The sequence below is a fragment of the Rhabdaerophilum sp. SD176 genome (assembly GCF_030143245.1).
GTDB lineage: Bacteria > Pseudomonadota > Alphaproteobacteria > Rhizobiales > Beijerinckiaceae > Rhabdaerophilum.
In genome coordinates, this window is record NZ_JARJNS010000003.1 from 530,020 (window position 1) to 545,400 (window position 15,381).

Consider the following 15,381-nt stretch of genomic DNA (forward strand, 5'->3'; position numbering starts at 1 on the left):
GAGCCAAGGCCCATGAAAGCCCTTGTTGATGCAACCTATCTCGGCCGGGAGGGCGCCTGGTTCCGCTTCGGCCTCGATCACGGCTTCGAGGCGCGCCTCGCCGTGCTCGACCACGGCCTCGCCCGCGTCATGTTCCGTCGGCCCGGTGGCTACCGGCTCGATCGGGGCTGGGCCATTGCCCCGGATCGTTGCGAGCCGGGTTTCGAGGGCCGCCCGCGCGAGGACCTGTCCGGCTTTGCCTTGCCGGAAACGATGGCGGTGGCCGGGAACCGCCAGGTCGAGATTGCCGGGGCCGGGCTCTCCGTCACGGTCCGGCTGTCGCCGTTTGGCTTCATCTGGCGGCGGGCTGGCGAGACGGCACCCTTCCTCGAGGATCGCGGCACGCAAGCCTATCTCGTCTCGCGCCGCAACGGCGCCTTCGCGCATTTCCTCGCCCGCAAGGGCAGCGACCGGCATTTCGGCCTCGGCGACAAGACCGGCCGCCTCGACAAGACCGGCCGCCGCTTCCGGATCGATGCTGTCGATCCCTGCGGCTATGATGCCGAGACGAGCGATCCGCTCTACAAGATGATCCCGTTCTACATCGTCGATGGCGAGGCCGGCGCGCATGGCCTGTTCTACGACAATCTCGCCACGGCCTCGGTGGATCTCGGCGCCACGCTCGACAATTACCACGGCCTTTTCCGCTCCTATGCGGCCGATGATGGCGATCTCGATTACTATGTCTTCGCCGGCCCGCGCGTGGCGGATGTCACCCGGCGCTTCTCCTGGCTGACGGGCGGGCAGGCCTTCCCGCCGCTCTGGTCGCTCGGCTTCGGCATGACCAGCATGGCCATTGCCGATGCCCCGGATGCCGATGCACGGATCACCGCCTTTCTTGCGAAATGCCACGAGCATGGCATTCCCTGCCGCAGTTTCCATTTCGGCTCGGGCTATTCCATGCATGACGGCAAGCGCTATGCCTTCCGCTGGAACAACGAGAAGTTTCCCGATCCCGCCGGCACCATCGCCCGGATCGAGGCCGCTGGGATGCGGGCCATCACCAATCTCAAGCCCTGCCTGCTGGAGGATCATCCGCGCGTCGGCGAGCTGGAAAAGGCCGGCCTTGTGCGCGACAGCGCCACTGGCGCGCCGGCCACGGCGCAGTTCTGGGACGGTCTCGGCTTCCATCTTGATTTCACCAGCCCGGAAGGCCGGGCATGGTGGCGCGACGGCATGGACAGGACCCTGCTCGCCCATGGCGTCACGACGATCTGGAACGACAACAACGAATACGAGATCTGGGACGAGGATGCCCTCTGCGCCGGCGATGGCCGCCCCTTCCCGCAGGCTTTGGCTCGCCCGGCCCAGGCCCTGCTGATGACCAAGCTCGCGGACGAGGCCCAGCGTGCCCGCGCGCCGGGTGAGCGCCCCTACAATATCACGCGCGGCGGCTCGGCCGGGATCTGGCGCTATGGCCAGACCTGGTCTGGCGACAACGCCACGGCCTGGAAGACCCTGCGTTTCAATCTCAGCCAGGGCCTCACCATGGTGCTGAGCGGCATGTACAATACCGGCCATGATGTCGGCGGTTTCCATGGCCCGCGGCCGGGGCCGGAACTGCTGGTCCGCTTTGCCGAATTCTGCTGCCTCTGGCCACGCTTCGTCATGAATTCCTGGAACGATGACGGCATCACCACCGTGCCCTGGCTGTACCCGGAGGTCCTGCCGGAGATCCGCGCCGCGATGGCCCTGCGCGAACGGCTCCTGCCGCTGATCTACACGCTGATGTGGCAGGCCGCGACGACCGACGAGCCGGCCATCCGGCCCTTGCTCTGGCATTGGCCGGACGACCCTGCCGCCATCGACGCCGATGACGTGTTCATGCTGGGCCCGGACGTGCTGGTCGCGCCGGTCCTCGAGGAGGGCGCCGCCGGCCGACGCGTCTATTTCCCCGCCCATCCCGGCGGCTGGATCGATTTCCATGATGGCACCGTCTATCCCGGCGGCGCCATGCATAAGGTGCCCGGCCCGATGGGGCGGCTGCCGCTTTTTGTCCGGCACGGCGCCGTGCTGCCGCTGGCAGGCGCAGATGGGCGGCCGGAAGCCCGCGCCTTCGGCCCGCCGGCACAGCCGTTCTGCATGGTCTATCAGGATGACGGCGTCGCAGCGGATTGGCGGCAAAGGCCGCTTGTCCGGCTCGACCTCCCTGCCTGAATTCGCGCCCGAAGAGCGGGCAGGTTGCTGCTTTTCCATGCAGGGCTTCCGGCGGATGCCCGTTCGAAACACGGAAATCGACCCGGCGAAGCCCTTTCCACAGGCCGGGCGGCCGTCCGGACTTCGCGCTTCCTTGGCACGGTTCTTGTGATAGCGTGCTGTATGCAGGGCAGGGAGTTCAGCGCATGAAGAACAAAGCAGGCAACGCAATCAAGGCCGGTCTCGCGGCCGCCATCCTTCTGGGGCTGGCATCGGGCAATGCGGCAGCGCAGGGCGCGCCGAAGCTGAAGGTGATGGGCATGCCGCTCGCCACCGGAAACATCCAGAAGAACCGCGAGCAGCCGTTCTTCGAGAAGCTGAAGGAAACGACCGGCATCGAGGCGGATTACAAGGTCCTCGACCAGACCGGCATCAAGGAATTCGAGCAGCTGCGCATCGGCAAGTCCGGCCTGTTCGACATTATCGGCCTGCGCCTCGGCCAGGTCTCGCGCGATGAGCCGACCATCCTCGGCCTCGACCTTGTCGGCCTGAACACGAATTACGACACGGCGAAGAAGGTTGTCACAGCCTTCCAGGGCACGGTGGCGGAGCGGCTGGACAAGCAGTTCAACATGAAGCTGCTCGGCGTCTGGCCCTTCGGCCCGCAGCTGATCTTCTGCAAGCCCGCCATTACCGGCCTCTCGGATCTCAAGGGCAAGAAAGTCCGGATCCTCGATGGCGTGATGGCCAAGGTCATGGAGAAGGTCGGCGCCACGCCGGTCACGCTCGCTTTCGGCGAAGTCAGCCAGGGCCTCGCGCTCGGTACGATCGACTGCGCCGTGACGGGCCCGTCCTCGGCCAATTCCGCCGGCTGGCCGGAAAGCGCCACCCATGTCTATCCGCTCGCCCTCCAGGTGGCGGTGCAGGGCTATGCCATCACGAATGGCGCCTGGGCCAAGCTCACGCCCGACCAGCAGAAGAAGCTCCAGGGCGCCATCGAGAAGCTGACCGACGATATCTGGGCCTACTCGAAGGAACTCTGGGATGACGGCATGCGCTGCAATGCCGGCGCCGATCCCTGCACGACCGGAAAGAAGTACAAGCTCAAGACGGTCGAGGTGAAGCCCCAGGATATCGAGTTCGTCAAATCCGCCGTCAAGGAAATCTCCTTCCCGGCCTGGGCGGAAGCCTGCGACAAGGTCAACCCGACCTGCTCGGCCAGCTGGAAGGCCAAGGTTGGCCCGATCGTCGGCATGAACTGAACCATCCTGCCGGCCCGCGCGATCCTTAAAGGTCGTGCGGGCTTGCCATTGCGGGGGCCATCATGCCTGTTTTCGAGCGTCTCGCGGCCTGGATCTTCGGGCTGACCTTCGTCGCCCTTGCTCTGGCCGTAGCGGTCGAAACCATCATGCGGCGCGTTTTCGTGCGTTCGCTGCAGGGGGTCGACGAGTTTGGCGGCTACGCCCTCGCCATCGGCGCGGCTCTCGCCATCGCGCTGGCGCTCCGTTCCCGGGCGCATATCCGGATCGATGTCGTGCATGACCGGCTGCCCCGCGCCCTCCGCGTTACACTCAACCTGATCGCCTATCCGGCCCTCGCTGTCGCCGCGATCGCCATCTTGGTCATGGCCTGGTTCGCCTTCCGGGAAACGATCGAATTCGGCTCTGTCGCCCAGACGCCCTGGGCCACGCCGCTGAAATATCCGCAGGGCGCGTGGCTTGCTGCTCTCGCAGTCTTCGTCGTCTTTGCTTTGGTCGAGGCTGCGAAAGTCATTGGCCTTGCCCTGTCGGGCCGTTTCCGCGAGGTGGACCGGCATTATGGCCCACGTGGCGCGCAGGATGAGCTGGAAGAGGAACTGGCCGATCTCAAGGCGCGCGGCGGCCTCGCCGAACCGCCTGCCGGCGGGGCGGCCCGATGAGTACGGTTGCTGTCGGGATTGTTGGCTTTCTCGCCATGGTCGGGCTGATGCTGGTCGGCATGCCGATCGCGGCGGTCATGCTCCTGCTTGGCCTGGCCGGCGGCGTGATGGCCTATGGCTTTGCCTTCTTCTCCTCCTCGGCTTCCGTGGCCTGGGGCGTGATGAGCGAATACACGCTGACAGCGATCCCGCTTTTCGTGATGCTCGGCGAATTGCTGCTGCGCTCGGGCATTGCCGACCGCATGTACACCGTGTTCGCGGCATGGCTCGGCCGCCTGCCCGGCGGCCTGCTGCACACGAATATCGGCTGCTGTGCCCTCTTCGCCGCCACCTCCGGCTCGTCGGTGGCCACGGCAGCGACCATCGGCACCGTGGCTCTGCCGTCGCTGCGCAAGAACGGCTACCCGATGCCGGATTCGCTCGGCTCGCTCGCGGCCGGCGGCACGCTCGGCATCATGATCCCGCCGTCGATCAATTTCATCATCTACGGCTCGATGACGAACACCTCGGTTGGCAAGCTTTTCATCGCCGGCATCATTCCCGGCCTCGCGCTTGCCGGCTGTTTCATGCTCTGGATCACGCTCCGCCACCGCTTCGCGAAGGAGAAGATGGTGCCGGTCCACGTGCCGCTGGCCGAGCGCATCCGCCTGCTGCGCTACCTCGTCGAGCCCTTGCTTGTCTTCGGCCTCGTCATGGGCACGCTCTATTCCGGCATTGCCACGGCCACGGAAAGCGCCGCCCTCGGTCTTGTCACCGCCTTCATCCTCATCGCGCTGCAGGGCCGCCTGACGCTCTCGCTGCTCGAGACCTGCTTCCTCTCCAGTGCCCGCACCACCGGCATGATCCTGCTGATCGTGCTCGGCGCCTTCATCCTCAATCTCGCCCTGAGCCTCACCGGCATCGGCGAGGCGCTGACGAAATGGGTCACCGGCTTCGGGCTGGAACGGGTGCAACTGCTGCTCGCGCTGATCCTGTTCTATCTCGTCCTCGGCATGTTCATGGACACGCTCTCGATGATGGTGGCCACGATCCCGCTGGTCTTCCCGGTCGTCAGCTCGGTTGGCGTGGACCCGATCTGGTTCGGCGTCTTCATCGTGCTGATGTGCGAACTCGGGCTGATCACGCCCCCGGTGGGCATGAACCTCTTCGTCGTGCAGGGCATCCGCACCGATGGCGGCCCGGTGGCGGATGTCATCCGCGGCGCCTTGCCCTATGCGGCGATCATGATGCTCTTCGCCGTCCTGATCATCCTGTTCCCGGCCATCGTGACATGGCTGCCGACCTATATGCGCGGGTAGTGATGTCAGCAGGCAACCACGACGGTAAGCCCGTCCGGATCGGCGTCGATATCGGCGGCACCTTCACCGATTTCCAGATCCTCGATTCCCGCTCGGGCCAGATCCGCTCCTTCAAGGTTCCCACGACGCCGGAGGATCCGTCCCTCGGCCTGATGGAGGGCATCCACGGCGCGGCAGCCCGGGACGGGTTCCGCCTCGACGAGGTCGGCTACATCCTCCATGGCACCACCATCGCTACCAATGCGGTGCTGGAGAACAAGCTTGCGCGCGGCGCGCTCGTCACCACGGCCGGCTTCGAGGATGTGCTGGAGATCGGACGTCATAACCGGCGCGACATCTACGCCACCTGGCCGCGCCCGGTTCCTGCCCTTGTGCCGCGCAGCCGGCGGCTTGGCCTGCGGGAGCGGATGAAGGCCGATGGCCGCGCCGAGATCGAGCCCGGCGAGGCCGATTTCGAGGTCATTATCGCCCGGCTTGCCGCGTTGAAGGTCGACGCCGTGGCGATCAGCCTGCTCCATGCCTATGCCAATCCGGCCCATGAGGCCCGGCTGGCAGCGCGGATCGCGGAAGCCTTGCCCGGCCTTGCCATTTCCTGCTCCTCGACGGTGAGCCCGGAAATCCGCGAATACGAGCGCACCAGCACCACGGTCCTCAATGCGCTGCTCCAGCCGGTCGTCCGCTTCTATCTCGAACGGCTCGAAAGGCGCCTCGCGGCTGAGGATTTCACGCCGCGGCTGCTGATCGTCCAGTCGAATGGCGGGGTCTGCGCCCCGGCCACGGCTGCTGCCGAACCGGTGCGGCTGCTGCTCTCCGGTCCGAGCGGCGGGGCCATGGCCGCGCTCGGCCTCTCCCGCGCGCTCGGCGAGGCGAATGTCGTCGCCGTCGATATGGGCGGCACCAGCTACGATGTCTCCGTCGTGCGCGAGGATCGGCTGGAGATCGTCACCCAGAGCGAGATCGAGCGCCTGCCGGTCCGCGTGCCGATGATCGATATCCGCACCATCGGCGCCGGCGGCGGTTCCATCGCCCGTGTGGAAACCGGTGGCGGGCTCCGCGTCGGCCCGGAAAGCGCCGGTGCCCGGCCGGGCCCGGTCTGCTACGGCCGCGGCGGCACCGAACCCACAGTCACCGATGCCAATCTCGTGCTGGGCCGGCTCGACCCGGCCTTCTTCCTTGGCGGCAAGATGGCGCTGGATCTCGAGGGCGCCCGCGCCGCCATTGCCGGCCGGATCGGCACGCCGCTTGGCCTGGCGGTCGATGCCGCGGCGGCCGGCATCCTGCGGCTCACCAATACCAGCCTCGCCGCGGCGATCCGCGTCAGCCTGTTCGAGAAGGGGCTCGACCCGCGTGATTTCACCCTTCTGAGCTTTGGTGGGGCGGGTTCGGTCCATGCCTGCGCCGTTGCCGAGGAACTGGCGATCCGCCGCATCGTTTTTCCGGTCGACGCCTCGACCCTCTCGGCGCGCGGCATTCTGGAGGCGGATATCGAGCATGCCTTCGCCCGCTCTCTGATCCGCCGTTTCGATGCCGCCGCGGGCGAAAGCCTTGCCCGGATGGAGGCGGAGATGCAGGCTCAGGCCGAGGCCCAGCTCGCGGCCGATGGCATTCCGCCGGAAAGGCGGATCTTCCAGCTCGCCATCGACCTGCGCTATCGCGGCCAGGCCTTCGAGCTGACGGTGCCCTGCCTCGATTCCGGCTTCGAACCGGAAGGCATCGCCGCCATCGCCGGGCGTTTCCACGCCCAGCACGAGCAGCGCTTCTCCTATTGCAACCCGGGCGACGCTGTGGAGATGGTCACGCTGCGCCTTGCCGCGAAGGGTCTGCTGCCGCGCCCGGCTGCCGTCGAAAACCCGGTCGAGGCAGCCGGCACGCCGCTCGGCAGCCGCGCGGTCTATTTTGCCGATCGCTGGGGCGAGGCCGCGATCTGGCGCCGCGAGGCCATCGACGCCACTGTCGAGATCACGGGCCCGGCCATGATCGAAGAGGCCTATACCACGATCTATCTCGCGCCAGCCTGGCGGCTGCGCCGCGCCGCAGGCGGGCATCTCGTCGCGGATTTCGAGGGGGAGGGCGGATGATGGACGCTTCGTGCGAGATCGATCCGATCGAACTGGAGGTCATCCGCAACGCGCTGACCGCGGCGGCAGCCGACATGGATGTCACGATGTGGCGGACCAGCCGCTCAACCATCGTGCGCGAGATGCTGGATTACTCGACCGCCATCTTCGATGCGGCCGGCAACAACATCGCGCAATCCGCCCGTATTCCCCAGCATCTCAATTCCATGGGCTACGGGCTCCGCGCCATTCTCGAGCGCTTCATTCCGGCCGAGGAATGGAACGAGGGCGATGTCATCATCACCAATGATCCCTATTGCGGCGGCCAGCACCTGCCGGACATCCTCTCCTTCCGTCCGGTCTTCGAGGCGGGCCGCTGCATCGCGATTGTCGGCACGCTCTGCCACCATCTCGATATGGGCGGCATGTCGCCCGGTTCCTATGCTGCAACAGCCACCGAGATCTACCAGGAGGGGTTGCGCATCCCGCCGGTGAAGCTGTTCGAGGCGGGGCGGCGAAACGAGGCGCTCTGGGCGCTGATCGGCCAGAATGTCCGTCAGCCCGCGACCGTGATGGGCGATCTGCAATCGCAGGTGGCTTCGCTCGGCGTCGGCGTCGAGGCGATCACCCGCCTCGCCCGGCGCTATGGCGGCGCCACCCTTCAGAAGGCGGCCGCGCGCCTGCTCGACGCCTCCGAAGCCGCGATGCGGGATTGCATCCGCCGCATTCCCGACGGCACCTATGCATTCGAGGATTTTCTCGATGATGACGGCATCACGCCGGACAGGCCGGTCCGCATCCACGCCGCCATCACCGTGGCGGGCGACCGGCTGGTCGTCGATCTCTCCGGCTCCGCGCCGGAAGCGGCGGGGCCGATCAATGCCACGCTCGGCTCCTCCAGCTCGGCGGTCTATTTCGCTGTCATGGCGGCGGCCGACCGGCCGATCGTGCCGAATGCCGGCTGCTATCGCCCGATCGAGATCATCGCGCCGGAAGGGCTGATCATTTCGGCCCGCCACCCCGCGCCGGTCGCGCACCGCATCGCCCCCTGCCATGTGCTGCTCAATGTCGTCTTCGGTGCGCTCTCGCAGGCCATCCCCGACCGGATGCCCGCCGCCTATTACGCGGTGAGCTATGTCTGTTCGTTCCAGACCCGCACGGCCGATGGAAACCGCAAGGTGCTGGTCGAGATCGAGGTCGGCGGCTGCGGCGCCCATCCACGCGGCGACGGGGCCAACGCGCTCTCCTTCGGCATGCACAACAATGCCGCCATCCCGATCGAGATGATCGAGAGCGACGTGCCCGTCACCTATCTCGGCTATGGCCTCGCACCCGGCTCGGGCGGGGTGGGCCGGCAGCGCGGCGGCCTCGGCCTGACGCGGATCTGGCGGATTGATTCCGAAGCCGCCACCTTCACCGCGCAGATGGACCGGTTCCGCTTCACGCCCTTCGGCCTCAAGGGCGGCGGCTCGGGTGCGGCCGGCCGGCTGACCCTGACGCGTGACGGTGCCCTGCAGGATCTGCCCTCCAAGGTCGCCAACATGCCGCTCAGGAAGGGCGACATCGTTCAGCTCGTGACATCCGGCGGGGGCGGTTTCGGCCCGCCCGCCGAGCGTGATCCCGCCGCCATTGCCACCGACCTGGAGGAGGGCTATGTCCTTGAATCCTGACATCACCCATCGCCGCATCGGCATGCTCGTGCCTTCGTCAAACACGGTGCTTGAGCCGGTCACCGCCGCCCTGCTCGCGGGTTTGCCCGGCGTCACCGCCCATTCCAGCCGCTTCCGGGTGACCGAGATCGCCCTTGATGCTGCCGCGCTCGCCCAGTTCGACGACAGCGAGATCCTCCGCGCCGCCGAGTTGCTTGCCCATGCCAAGGTCGATGTCATCGCCTGGAACGGCACCTCCGCGTCCTGGCTCGGCTTCGACCGTGACCGCCGGCTTGTCGAGCGGATCGAGGCGGCCACCGGCATCCGTGCCACCACCTGCATCCTGTCGCTGCTCGAGATTCTCGGCCGCCTCGGCGCGGAAACGCAGGCCCTCGTCACGCCCTACACGGAGGATGTGCAGGCCCGCATCATCGCCACCTATGCGGCGGCGGGGTTTGCCTGCCCGGCGGAGCGGCATCTCGGCATCCGGGACAATTTCGCCTTTGGCACCGTACCGCCGGCGACGATCGCCGGCATGATCGGGGAATGCCTCGCCGTGAAACCGGATGCGATCACCGTGCTCTGCACCAACATGGATGGTGCCGCTTTGGCGCCGCAGCTGGAGCCCGCCGAGGGCACGATGGTGCTCGATTCGGTCTCGGTCACGCTCTGGGGCTGCCTGATGGCCATCGGCCTCCGCCCCGACAGCCTGGCCGGCTGGGGCCGCATCTTCACTGATCCGCGCCTGCAACCGGGCTGATCGCCCCGCACCCTCTGATCCTGCCGCAACAGCCTGTGGGTGGCGTCTCGCGCAGGCGGTTCGTCGGGTCGCAATTCCCGTCCGGGATGGTATTTCTGACCGATCGTCACGAGGATCCGCATGGCTGCCCATTCCGCCACCAATCCACCCTGGACCTGGATTGCCCCGCTCGTCGCCTGTCTGGTGCTCGGGCTGAAATTCAGCGGGATCATTCCCGCCGATGCGATCTGGGTGCTGCTCCTCGTCTCGGTCCTGCTGGGCGGGGCCGTCTTCTCCGCCGTCCATCATGCGGAAATCCTCGCGCTGAAGCTTGGCGAACCCTTCGGCTCCATCCTCCTCGCCGTCGCCGTCACGGTGATCGAGGTCGGGCTGATCGTCTCGATCATGCTGTCCGGGGTTCAGGGCGCCGAAGGCGTCGCACGGGATACCGTCTATGCTGCCGTGCTGATCGTGCTGAATGGGGTGATCGGCCTTTGCCTGCTGGCCGGCGGCCGCCGTCATTTCGAGCAGAGCTTCCAGCTTCTGGGCGCCTCCTCGGCCCTTGCTGTCCTTGGTACGCTGGCCGCCATAACCCTGATCCTGCCCAATTTCACCCTCGCCGAATCCGGCCCTTCCTTCTCGAAGGTCCAGGTTCTGGTGGTCGGCGCGGTCTCGCTCCTGCTCTGGGGCGCCTTCGTCTTCACCCAGACCATCCGCCACCGGAACTACTTCCTGGAAACCCCGGTGGTCGGGGAGGAGGTCCATCAGCACGACCGTCCGACCCGCACCGTCGCGCAGGCCAGCCTCGCCTTGCTGCTGGTCTCGCTCGGTGCCGTCATCCTGCTCGCCAAGGTCCTTTCGGCGCCCCTCGATCGCGCGGTGGCCTATGCCGGCCTGCCCGATGCCTTTGTCGGCGTGGTCATCGCCACCATCGTCCTGCTGCCGGAAAGCATCGCGGCCGTGAAATCGGCGCTCCAGAACCGCCTCCAGAACTCGATCAATCTGGCGGTCGGGTCGGCCATTGCCAGTATCGGGCTGACCATTCCCGTGGTCGCCGTGCTCTCGGTCATGCTGGGCATGAAGCTGGATCTGGGCGTCTCGAACTCGGCCATGGCCATGCTTGTCCTGACGCTTTTCGTCAGCACCTTGACGCTGGGAACCGGCAAGACGACCGCTCTGCACGGGGTGATCCATCTCGTCATCTTTGCGGTTTTCCTGCTGATCTCTGCCGTTCCGTGAGCCCATTTGGCCGCGCATTTCAGGAGCCGGCAACGGACCTGGAGGCCAGCTCAGCGATGAATTCCAAAAGCTCATACTTTTCAATATATTAACCATATATTATACAATTCAAATCAAAATTTGCCGTTGATAGTCACTTGTCGACGGGAACGATCATGACACCGGCTCGCCCTGCTGCCCGAAACGCTGTCGCCGCTTTGATCATCGGACTTGTTCTCGCGCCGGCCCCTTCTTTCGCTGCTGATGCCAACCTTGCCGCAGAACTGGCGGCGCTCAAGACAAGCCTCAACCATGTCTGGGTCATCACGGCGGCTGCGCTGGTCCTGCTGATGCAATGCGGCTTCCTGATGCTTGAAGCCGGCATGGTCCGCTCCAAGAACACCATCAACGTCGCCCAGAAGAACGTGATCGATTTCTTCGTCTCGGCTTTCTGCTTCGCATTGTTCGGCTTTATGCTGATGTTCGGCCCCTCCATCGGCGGCCTGTTCGGCATGCCCGGCCCGATCTGGTCCTTCGAGGGTCTGGATGACTGGGGCCAGACCTATTTCGTCTTCCAGGTCGCCTTTGCCGGCACCGCTGCCACCATCGTTTCGGGCGCCGTGGCCGAACGCATGAGCTATGGCGCCTATATCATGCTGGCCGCCCTGGTCGGCCTTGTCATCTATCCGGTCTTCGGCCACTGGGCCTGGGGGGTGGGCCTCATCACCGACAACAAGCCCTGGCTGGCCGCGCAAGGCTTTATCGATTTTGCCGGCTCCACCGTGGTCCATTCGGTCGGCGCCTGGATCGCGCTGGCCGGCATCATCATGCTCGGCCCGCGCATCGGCCGGTTCGATTCGAACGGCAAGCCGATGCCCATCCATGGCCATTCCCATGTGCTGACGGCGTTCGGGGCCATGCTGCTGCTGGTCGGCTGGCTCGGCTTCAATGCCGGCTCCACCGTGGCCGCCAGCGGCGCCATCGGCAAGATCGCCGCGAACACCCTGCTGGCTGCGGCCGCCGGCGGTATCGTCGCCGTGCTGATCGGGCGCTTCCGTGACCGCTGCTACCAGACCAATCGCCTGATCAACGGCCTGCTCGCCGGCCTTGTCGGCATCACCGCCGGCTGCGACGCCGTCGGCCTGAAGGGCGCCGTCGCGATCGGTCTCATTTGCGGTGCGATGGTGGTCTATGTCGAGGATTTCGTGCTCAACCAGCTCAAGCTCGACGATGTCGCCGGCGTTCTCGGCGTGCATGGTGTTGCCGGTGCAGTCGGCACGCTGCTGGTGCCGTTCTTCGCCCTGTCGGGCAAACTGGGCGACCTCACCGTGATGGGTTCCTTCCTCGTCCAGTTGAAGGGCGTCTCCGCCGCCTTCATTTGGGCCTTTGGCATGGGCCTCGCCGCGTTCTGGCTCATGAAGAAGACCATCGGCATCCGGCTTTCCGCCGAGGATGAACTGCGTGGCCTGAACGTCGCCGAACACGGCGCCCAGATCGGCACTGGCGCCTTGCAGGAAGAACTCTACCGGATCACGCAGATCGACCGTGACCTGACCCGCCGGCTCGATGCGGGTTCGGGCGACGAGGCCGGCGAGATCGCCAAGATCATCAACCCCTTCCTCGATGAATTCCACCGCCTCCAGGCGCAGATCGCGCGGGATGCCGGCCGGATCGCCCAGGCCTCGGGCTCGCTCAAGGGCCTGTCCGAGCGCTTCCGTGGTGATTCCGAAACGCTTGACCGTGAGACTGCGGAAGTCGGGCGCTCGACACAGGACCTGCAGGGCCGTTCGCGCCAGAGCGCCGGTCAGGCCGAGGACCTGCGCGATGATGCCGGCCGCGTCGCCGAGGCGGCGATGGGCATGAGCGAGACGATCAACGAACTCGCCCGCCAGATCGGCGCCCTCTCCGGCTCGGTGCTGGATGTCGGGGAATCCGCCCGCCGGGGCCGGGAAGTCTCCCATTCCGCGAGCGAGCTGGTTGGCCGCTCCGAGCAGCAGATGTCGAGCCTTGTTGTAGCCAGCGACCAGATCAACGCCATCGCCGACCTGATCGACGATATCGCGAGCAAGACCAACCTGCTGGCCCTCAATGCCACGATCGAGGCCGCCCGCGCCGGCGAGGCGGGGCGCGGCTTCGCCGTCGTCGCCACCGAGGTCAAGGCGCTGGCGCTCCAGACCCAGCGCGCGACCATGGAGGTCAAGGCCCGCGTGGCTGCCCTGCGCAGCGGCACGGCAGAAGCCAGCCAGAGCTTCGAGGCTCTCCGCGCGGTGCTCGCCGATATCGGCGGCATCATCACGACCATCGCCGACGCCTCCGAAAGCCAGGCGCGCGTGGCCGGCTCGGTCCATGGTGCGGTGGAGGATGTATCCGGCCGCGTCAGCGTGGTGGCGCAATCGGTTGGCCGCATGTCAGGTGATGTCGTCCACCTCGCGACCTATATGAGCGATGTCGACCAGGCGATCTCCACCACCGGGCATGTCGTCGGCCAGATCCGCCAGACCGTTGGCGAGAATGTCCGGTCGGCGCAGGAACTCGACCAGCGCGCCGGCGACCTGACCGCCATCTCGGCCACGCTCCAGCAATCGGCGAAACGCTACAAGGTCTGACCCCGCGCAACCCGCCGGCCATTGAAGCTCGCCTTCCATCTACGCTCGCCTTCCATGTACGCTCGCCTTCCATGCACGCTTCAAGCCCTGGATTGACGCAATGACTTTCCGGCCCGTCGGGATCATGGAGCGGAACGGGAATGGCCATCTTGCGCTTCAAACGGCGCGCCCGAAAAGGCGAAAGCGAGAACATCTATATCGTTGAATTGTCGATATAATTTCCGTCAACCAATCATCACTCCGCATCAGCTCTTGTCGCGGTCGTGGCGGGCAGGACATGGCGGTGAAGGGCGAGCGCGGGTCACGCCCGGATCGAGTTCTCCCTGAGGAAGGCCTCGTATCCAGCTTCGTCAAGCTCGCCGGCAGCAAGGGCCATCACGGCAGAGGCCGCAGCTTCCTCGCTCGCCTCAAACCGGAACCCGTTGAGCTCGAGGAAAAGCACGCCGATGACGAACCCGATGCGCTTGTTGCCATCCACAAACGGGCGGTTTCGGACAATCCCGAACGAGAGAGCGGCTGCAAGCCGCACGATATCGGCCTCTGGTTCATACCCGGCGATCTGACGCGGCCGGGCCAGGGCCGGGTCAAGAAGCGCCGCATCGCGGACACCCTTGGCCCCGCCATGGAGTTGAAGCGTCGTTCATGAATCATCAGGGCCAGGGTGCGATCGATAAAGACCCGCTCGCTCATTTCGCAAGGGTGTGGAGCGTATTGCGGTACCGGCGCATGATCGCCTCGGCTTTCTCCATCTTCTCGGCGAAGCCCGGGTCATTGTGCGTGAGATGCAACCCGCCCTCCGCCGTCTCTACTGCGTAGAGTGTATCGCCCTTGGCAATATTTAGCCTGGCCAGCATCTCCTTGGGGATGACGACGCCGGTCGCGGTGCCGATCGTTGTGAGTTTCAAGACGGCCACGGCCATGCTCCGATTGTTATGCCAATCAGAATGAAAAGGCTCACGAAGCGTCAATCGGCGTGACAAGGCTGACAGATGTGGGGCGGGGCAACTCAGGGCTCCGTCCACTTAGAGCGGGATTGCGGAATGGATGAAAGGGCAACCTCATGAGAATGCGCTGTCGTCAGGCTGGGGAAATCAGGCTGACCTTCGGGAAGGATGAACGATACCGCTGAGGATCGCGGGTCAACAGACCTATCCCCGACACAGCGGCATGCGCGCCGATGAAAAAGTCTGGCAGGACTCCCGCTCGGCTCCCACTTTGCCGGCGGTATTGCTGGAACGCCTTCCCCGCGAGGAAGAGTGCTTCGCGGGGGATCTCCGCCCAGCCGATATCCACGTCCTTCAGGAGGCGCTCGATATCCTCGATCCGGTCATAGCCGACCGAGAATTCCGAATAGATCACCGCATTGATGACCACAGGACCACGCATCGCCGCCGCGTCCAGGTGTTCGATGGACCAGCCTGCCCAGTTCGGATCATTGGTTGCGATGTCCAGCAGCACATTGGTATCGATGAGGATCAAGCAGCGTCGCCCCGCGTCAGCGCCATGATTTCATCCGTGCTGAGGCGTGTTGTGGCTGTTCCACGGAGGTGCTCGAAGCGACTGGTCAGCGGTCGCTCGGCACCCTCGGCCAGGATGAAGGCGCGACCATCCTTGTCGAGACTGAAGGCCACTCTCGTCCCCGGTTTGATGCCGAGCCGATCCCGGATGGGCTTGGGGATGGTCACTTGTCCCTTGCTGGTAACAGTAGTGGGCATGGCGAT

General features: G+C 65.7%; 13 protein-coding genes. 9 read left to right on the plus strand and 4 right to left on the minus strand.

Going from position 1 to position 15,381, the window contains the following annotated elements; genetic code table 11:
- Positions 1–12 precede the first annotated feature (12 nt).
- The 9 genes from P0652_RS09285 (at position 13) to amt (ending at position 13,660) form a co-directional block, all read left to right on the plus strand.
- A complete protein-coding gene (locus P0652_RS09285; RefSeq protein WP_284178494.1) occupies positions 13–2,196 on the plus strand; it encodes a glycoside hydrolase family 31 protein in 2,184 nt (727 codons plus the stop codon).
- Positions 2,197–2,381: 185 nt separating this feature from the next.
- A complete protein-coding gene (locus tag P0652_RS09290; RefSeq protein WP_284178495.1) occupies positions 2,382–3,437 on the plus strand; it encodes a TRAP transporter substrate-binding protein in 1,056 nt (351 codons plus the stop codon).
- 62 nt (positions 3,438–3,499) lie between these two features.
- Entirely contained in the window at positions 3,500–4,093 is a 594-nt protein-coding gene (locus P0652_RS09295; protein ID WP_284178496.1) for a TRAP transporter small permease subunit, read from the plus strand.
- Positions 4,090–5,391: a TRAP transporter large permease gene (locus tag P0652_RS09300; protein WP_284178497.1), complete on the plus strand. Its 1,302-nt coding sequence runs from the start codon at positions 4,090–4,092 to the stop codon at positions 5,389–5,391. Before P0652_RS09295 ends, P0652_RS09300 begins: the two co-directional genes overlap by 4 nt.
- Entirely contained in the window at positions 5,364–7,469 is a 2,106-nt protein-coding gene (locus P0652_RS09305) for a hydantoinase/oxoprolinase family protein (protein ID WP_284178498.1), read from the plus strand. Before P0652_RS09300 ends, P0652_RS09305 begins: the two co-directional genes overlap by 28 nt.
- Positions 7,466–9,118: a hydantoinase B/oxoprolinase family protein gene (locus P0652_RS09310; protein ID WP_284178500.1), complete on the plus strand. Its 1,653-nt coding sequence runs from the start codon at positions 7,466–7,468 to the stop codon at positions 9,116–9,118. Before P0652_RS09305 ends, P0652_RS09310 begins: the two co-directional genes overlap by 4 nt.
- On the plus strand, positions 9,102–9,857 hold the full coding sequence (locus tag P0652_RS09315; protein ID WP_284178501.1) for a maleate cis-trans isomerase family protein: 756 nt from the start codon (positions 9,102–9,104) through the stop codon (positions 9,855–9,857). Before P0652_RS09310 ends, P0652_RS09315 begins: the two co-directional genes overlap by 17 nt.
- Positions 9,858–9,977: 120 nt before the next feature.
- Positions 9,978–11,075 carry a calcium:cation antiporter gene (locus P0652_RS09320; RefSeq protein WP_284178502.1) on the plus strand — a complete coding sequence of 366 codons (1,098 nt, stop codon included), beginning with the start codon at positions 9,978–9,980 and terminating at the stop codon, positions 11,073–11,075.
- 155 nt (positions 11,076–11,230) lie between these two features.
- Complete coding sequence (gene amt, locus P0652_RS09325) at positions 11,231–13,660, plus strand: ammonium transporter (protein WP_284178503.1); 2,430 nt, start codon at positions 11,231–11,233, stop codon at positions 13,658–13,660.
- Positions 13,661–13,961: 301 nt separating this feature from the next.
- Here the strand turns inward: amt and P0652_RS09330 are convergent, their stop codons facing one another.
- From P0652_RS09330 to P0652_RS09345, 4 genes are all read right to left on the minus strand, one after another.
- Positions 13,962–14,237 carry a type II toxin-antitoxin system death-on-curing family toxin gene (locus tag P0652_RS09330; RefSeq protein WP_349774977.1) on the minus strand — a complete coding sequence of 92 codons (276 nt, stop codon included), beginning with the start codon at positions 14,235–14,237 and terminating at the stop codon, positions 13,962–13,964.
- A 109-nt stretch (positions 14,238–14,346) separates the two neighbouring features.
- Complete coding sequence (locus P0652_RS09335) at positions 14,347–14,580, minus strand: AbrB/MazE/SpoVT family DNA-binding domain-containing protein (RefSeq protein ID WP_284178504.1); 234 nt, start codon at positions 14,578–14,580, stop codon at positions 14,347–14,349.
- A 157-nt stretch (positions 14,581–14,737) separates the two neighbouring features.
- Positions 14,738–15,139 (minus strand): type II toxin-antitoxin system VapC family toxin, encoded by a 402-nt coding sequence (locus P0652_RS09340; protein ID WP_284178505.1) that lies wholly within the window; start codon positions 15,137–15,139, stop codon positions 14,738–14,740.
- Positions 15,136–15,375 (minus strand): AbrB/MazE/SpoVT family DNA-binding domain-containing protein, encoded by a 240-nt coding sequence (locus tag P0652_RS09345; protein WP_284178506.1) that lies wholly within the window; start codon positions 15,373–15,375, stop codon positions 15,136–15,138. The genes P0652_RS09340 and P0652_RS09345 overlap by 4 nt, the downstream gene beginning before the upstream one ends.
- Positions 15,376–15,381: the final 6 nt, after the last annotated feature.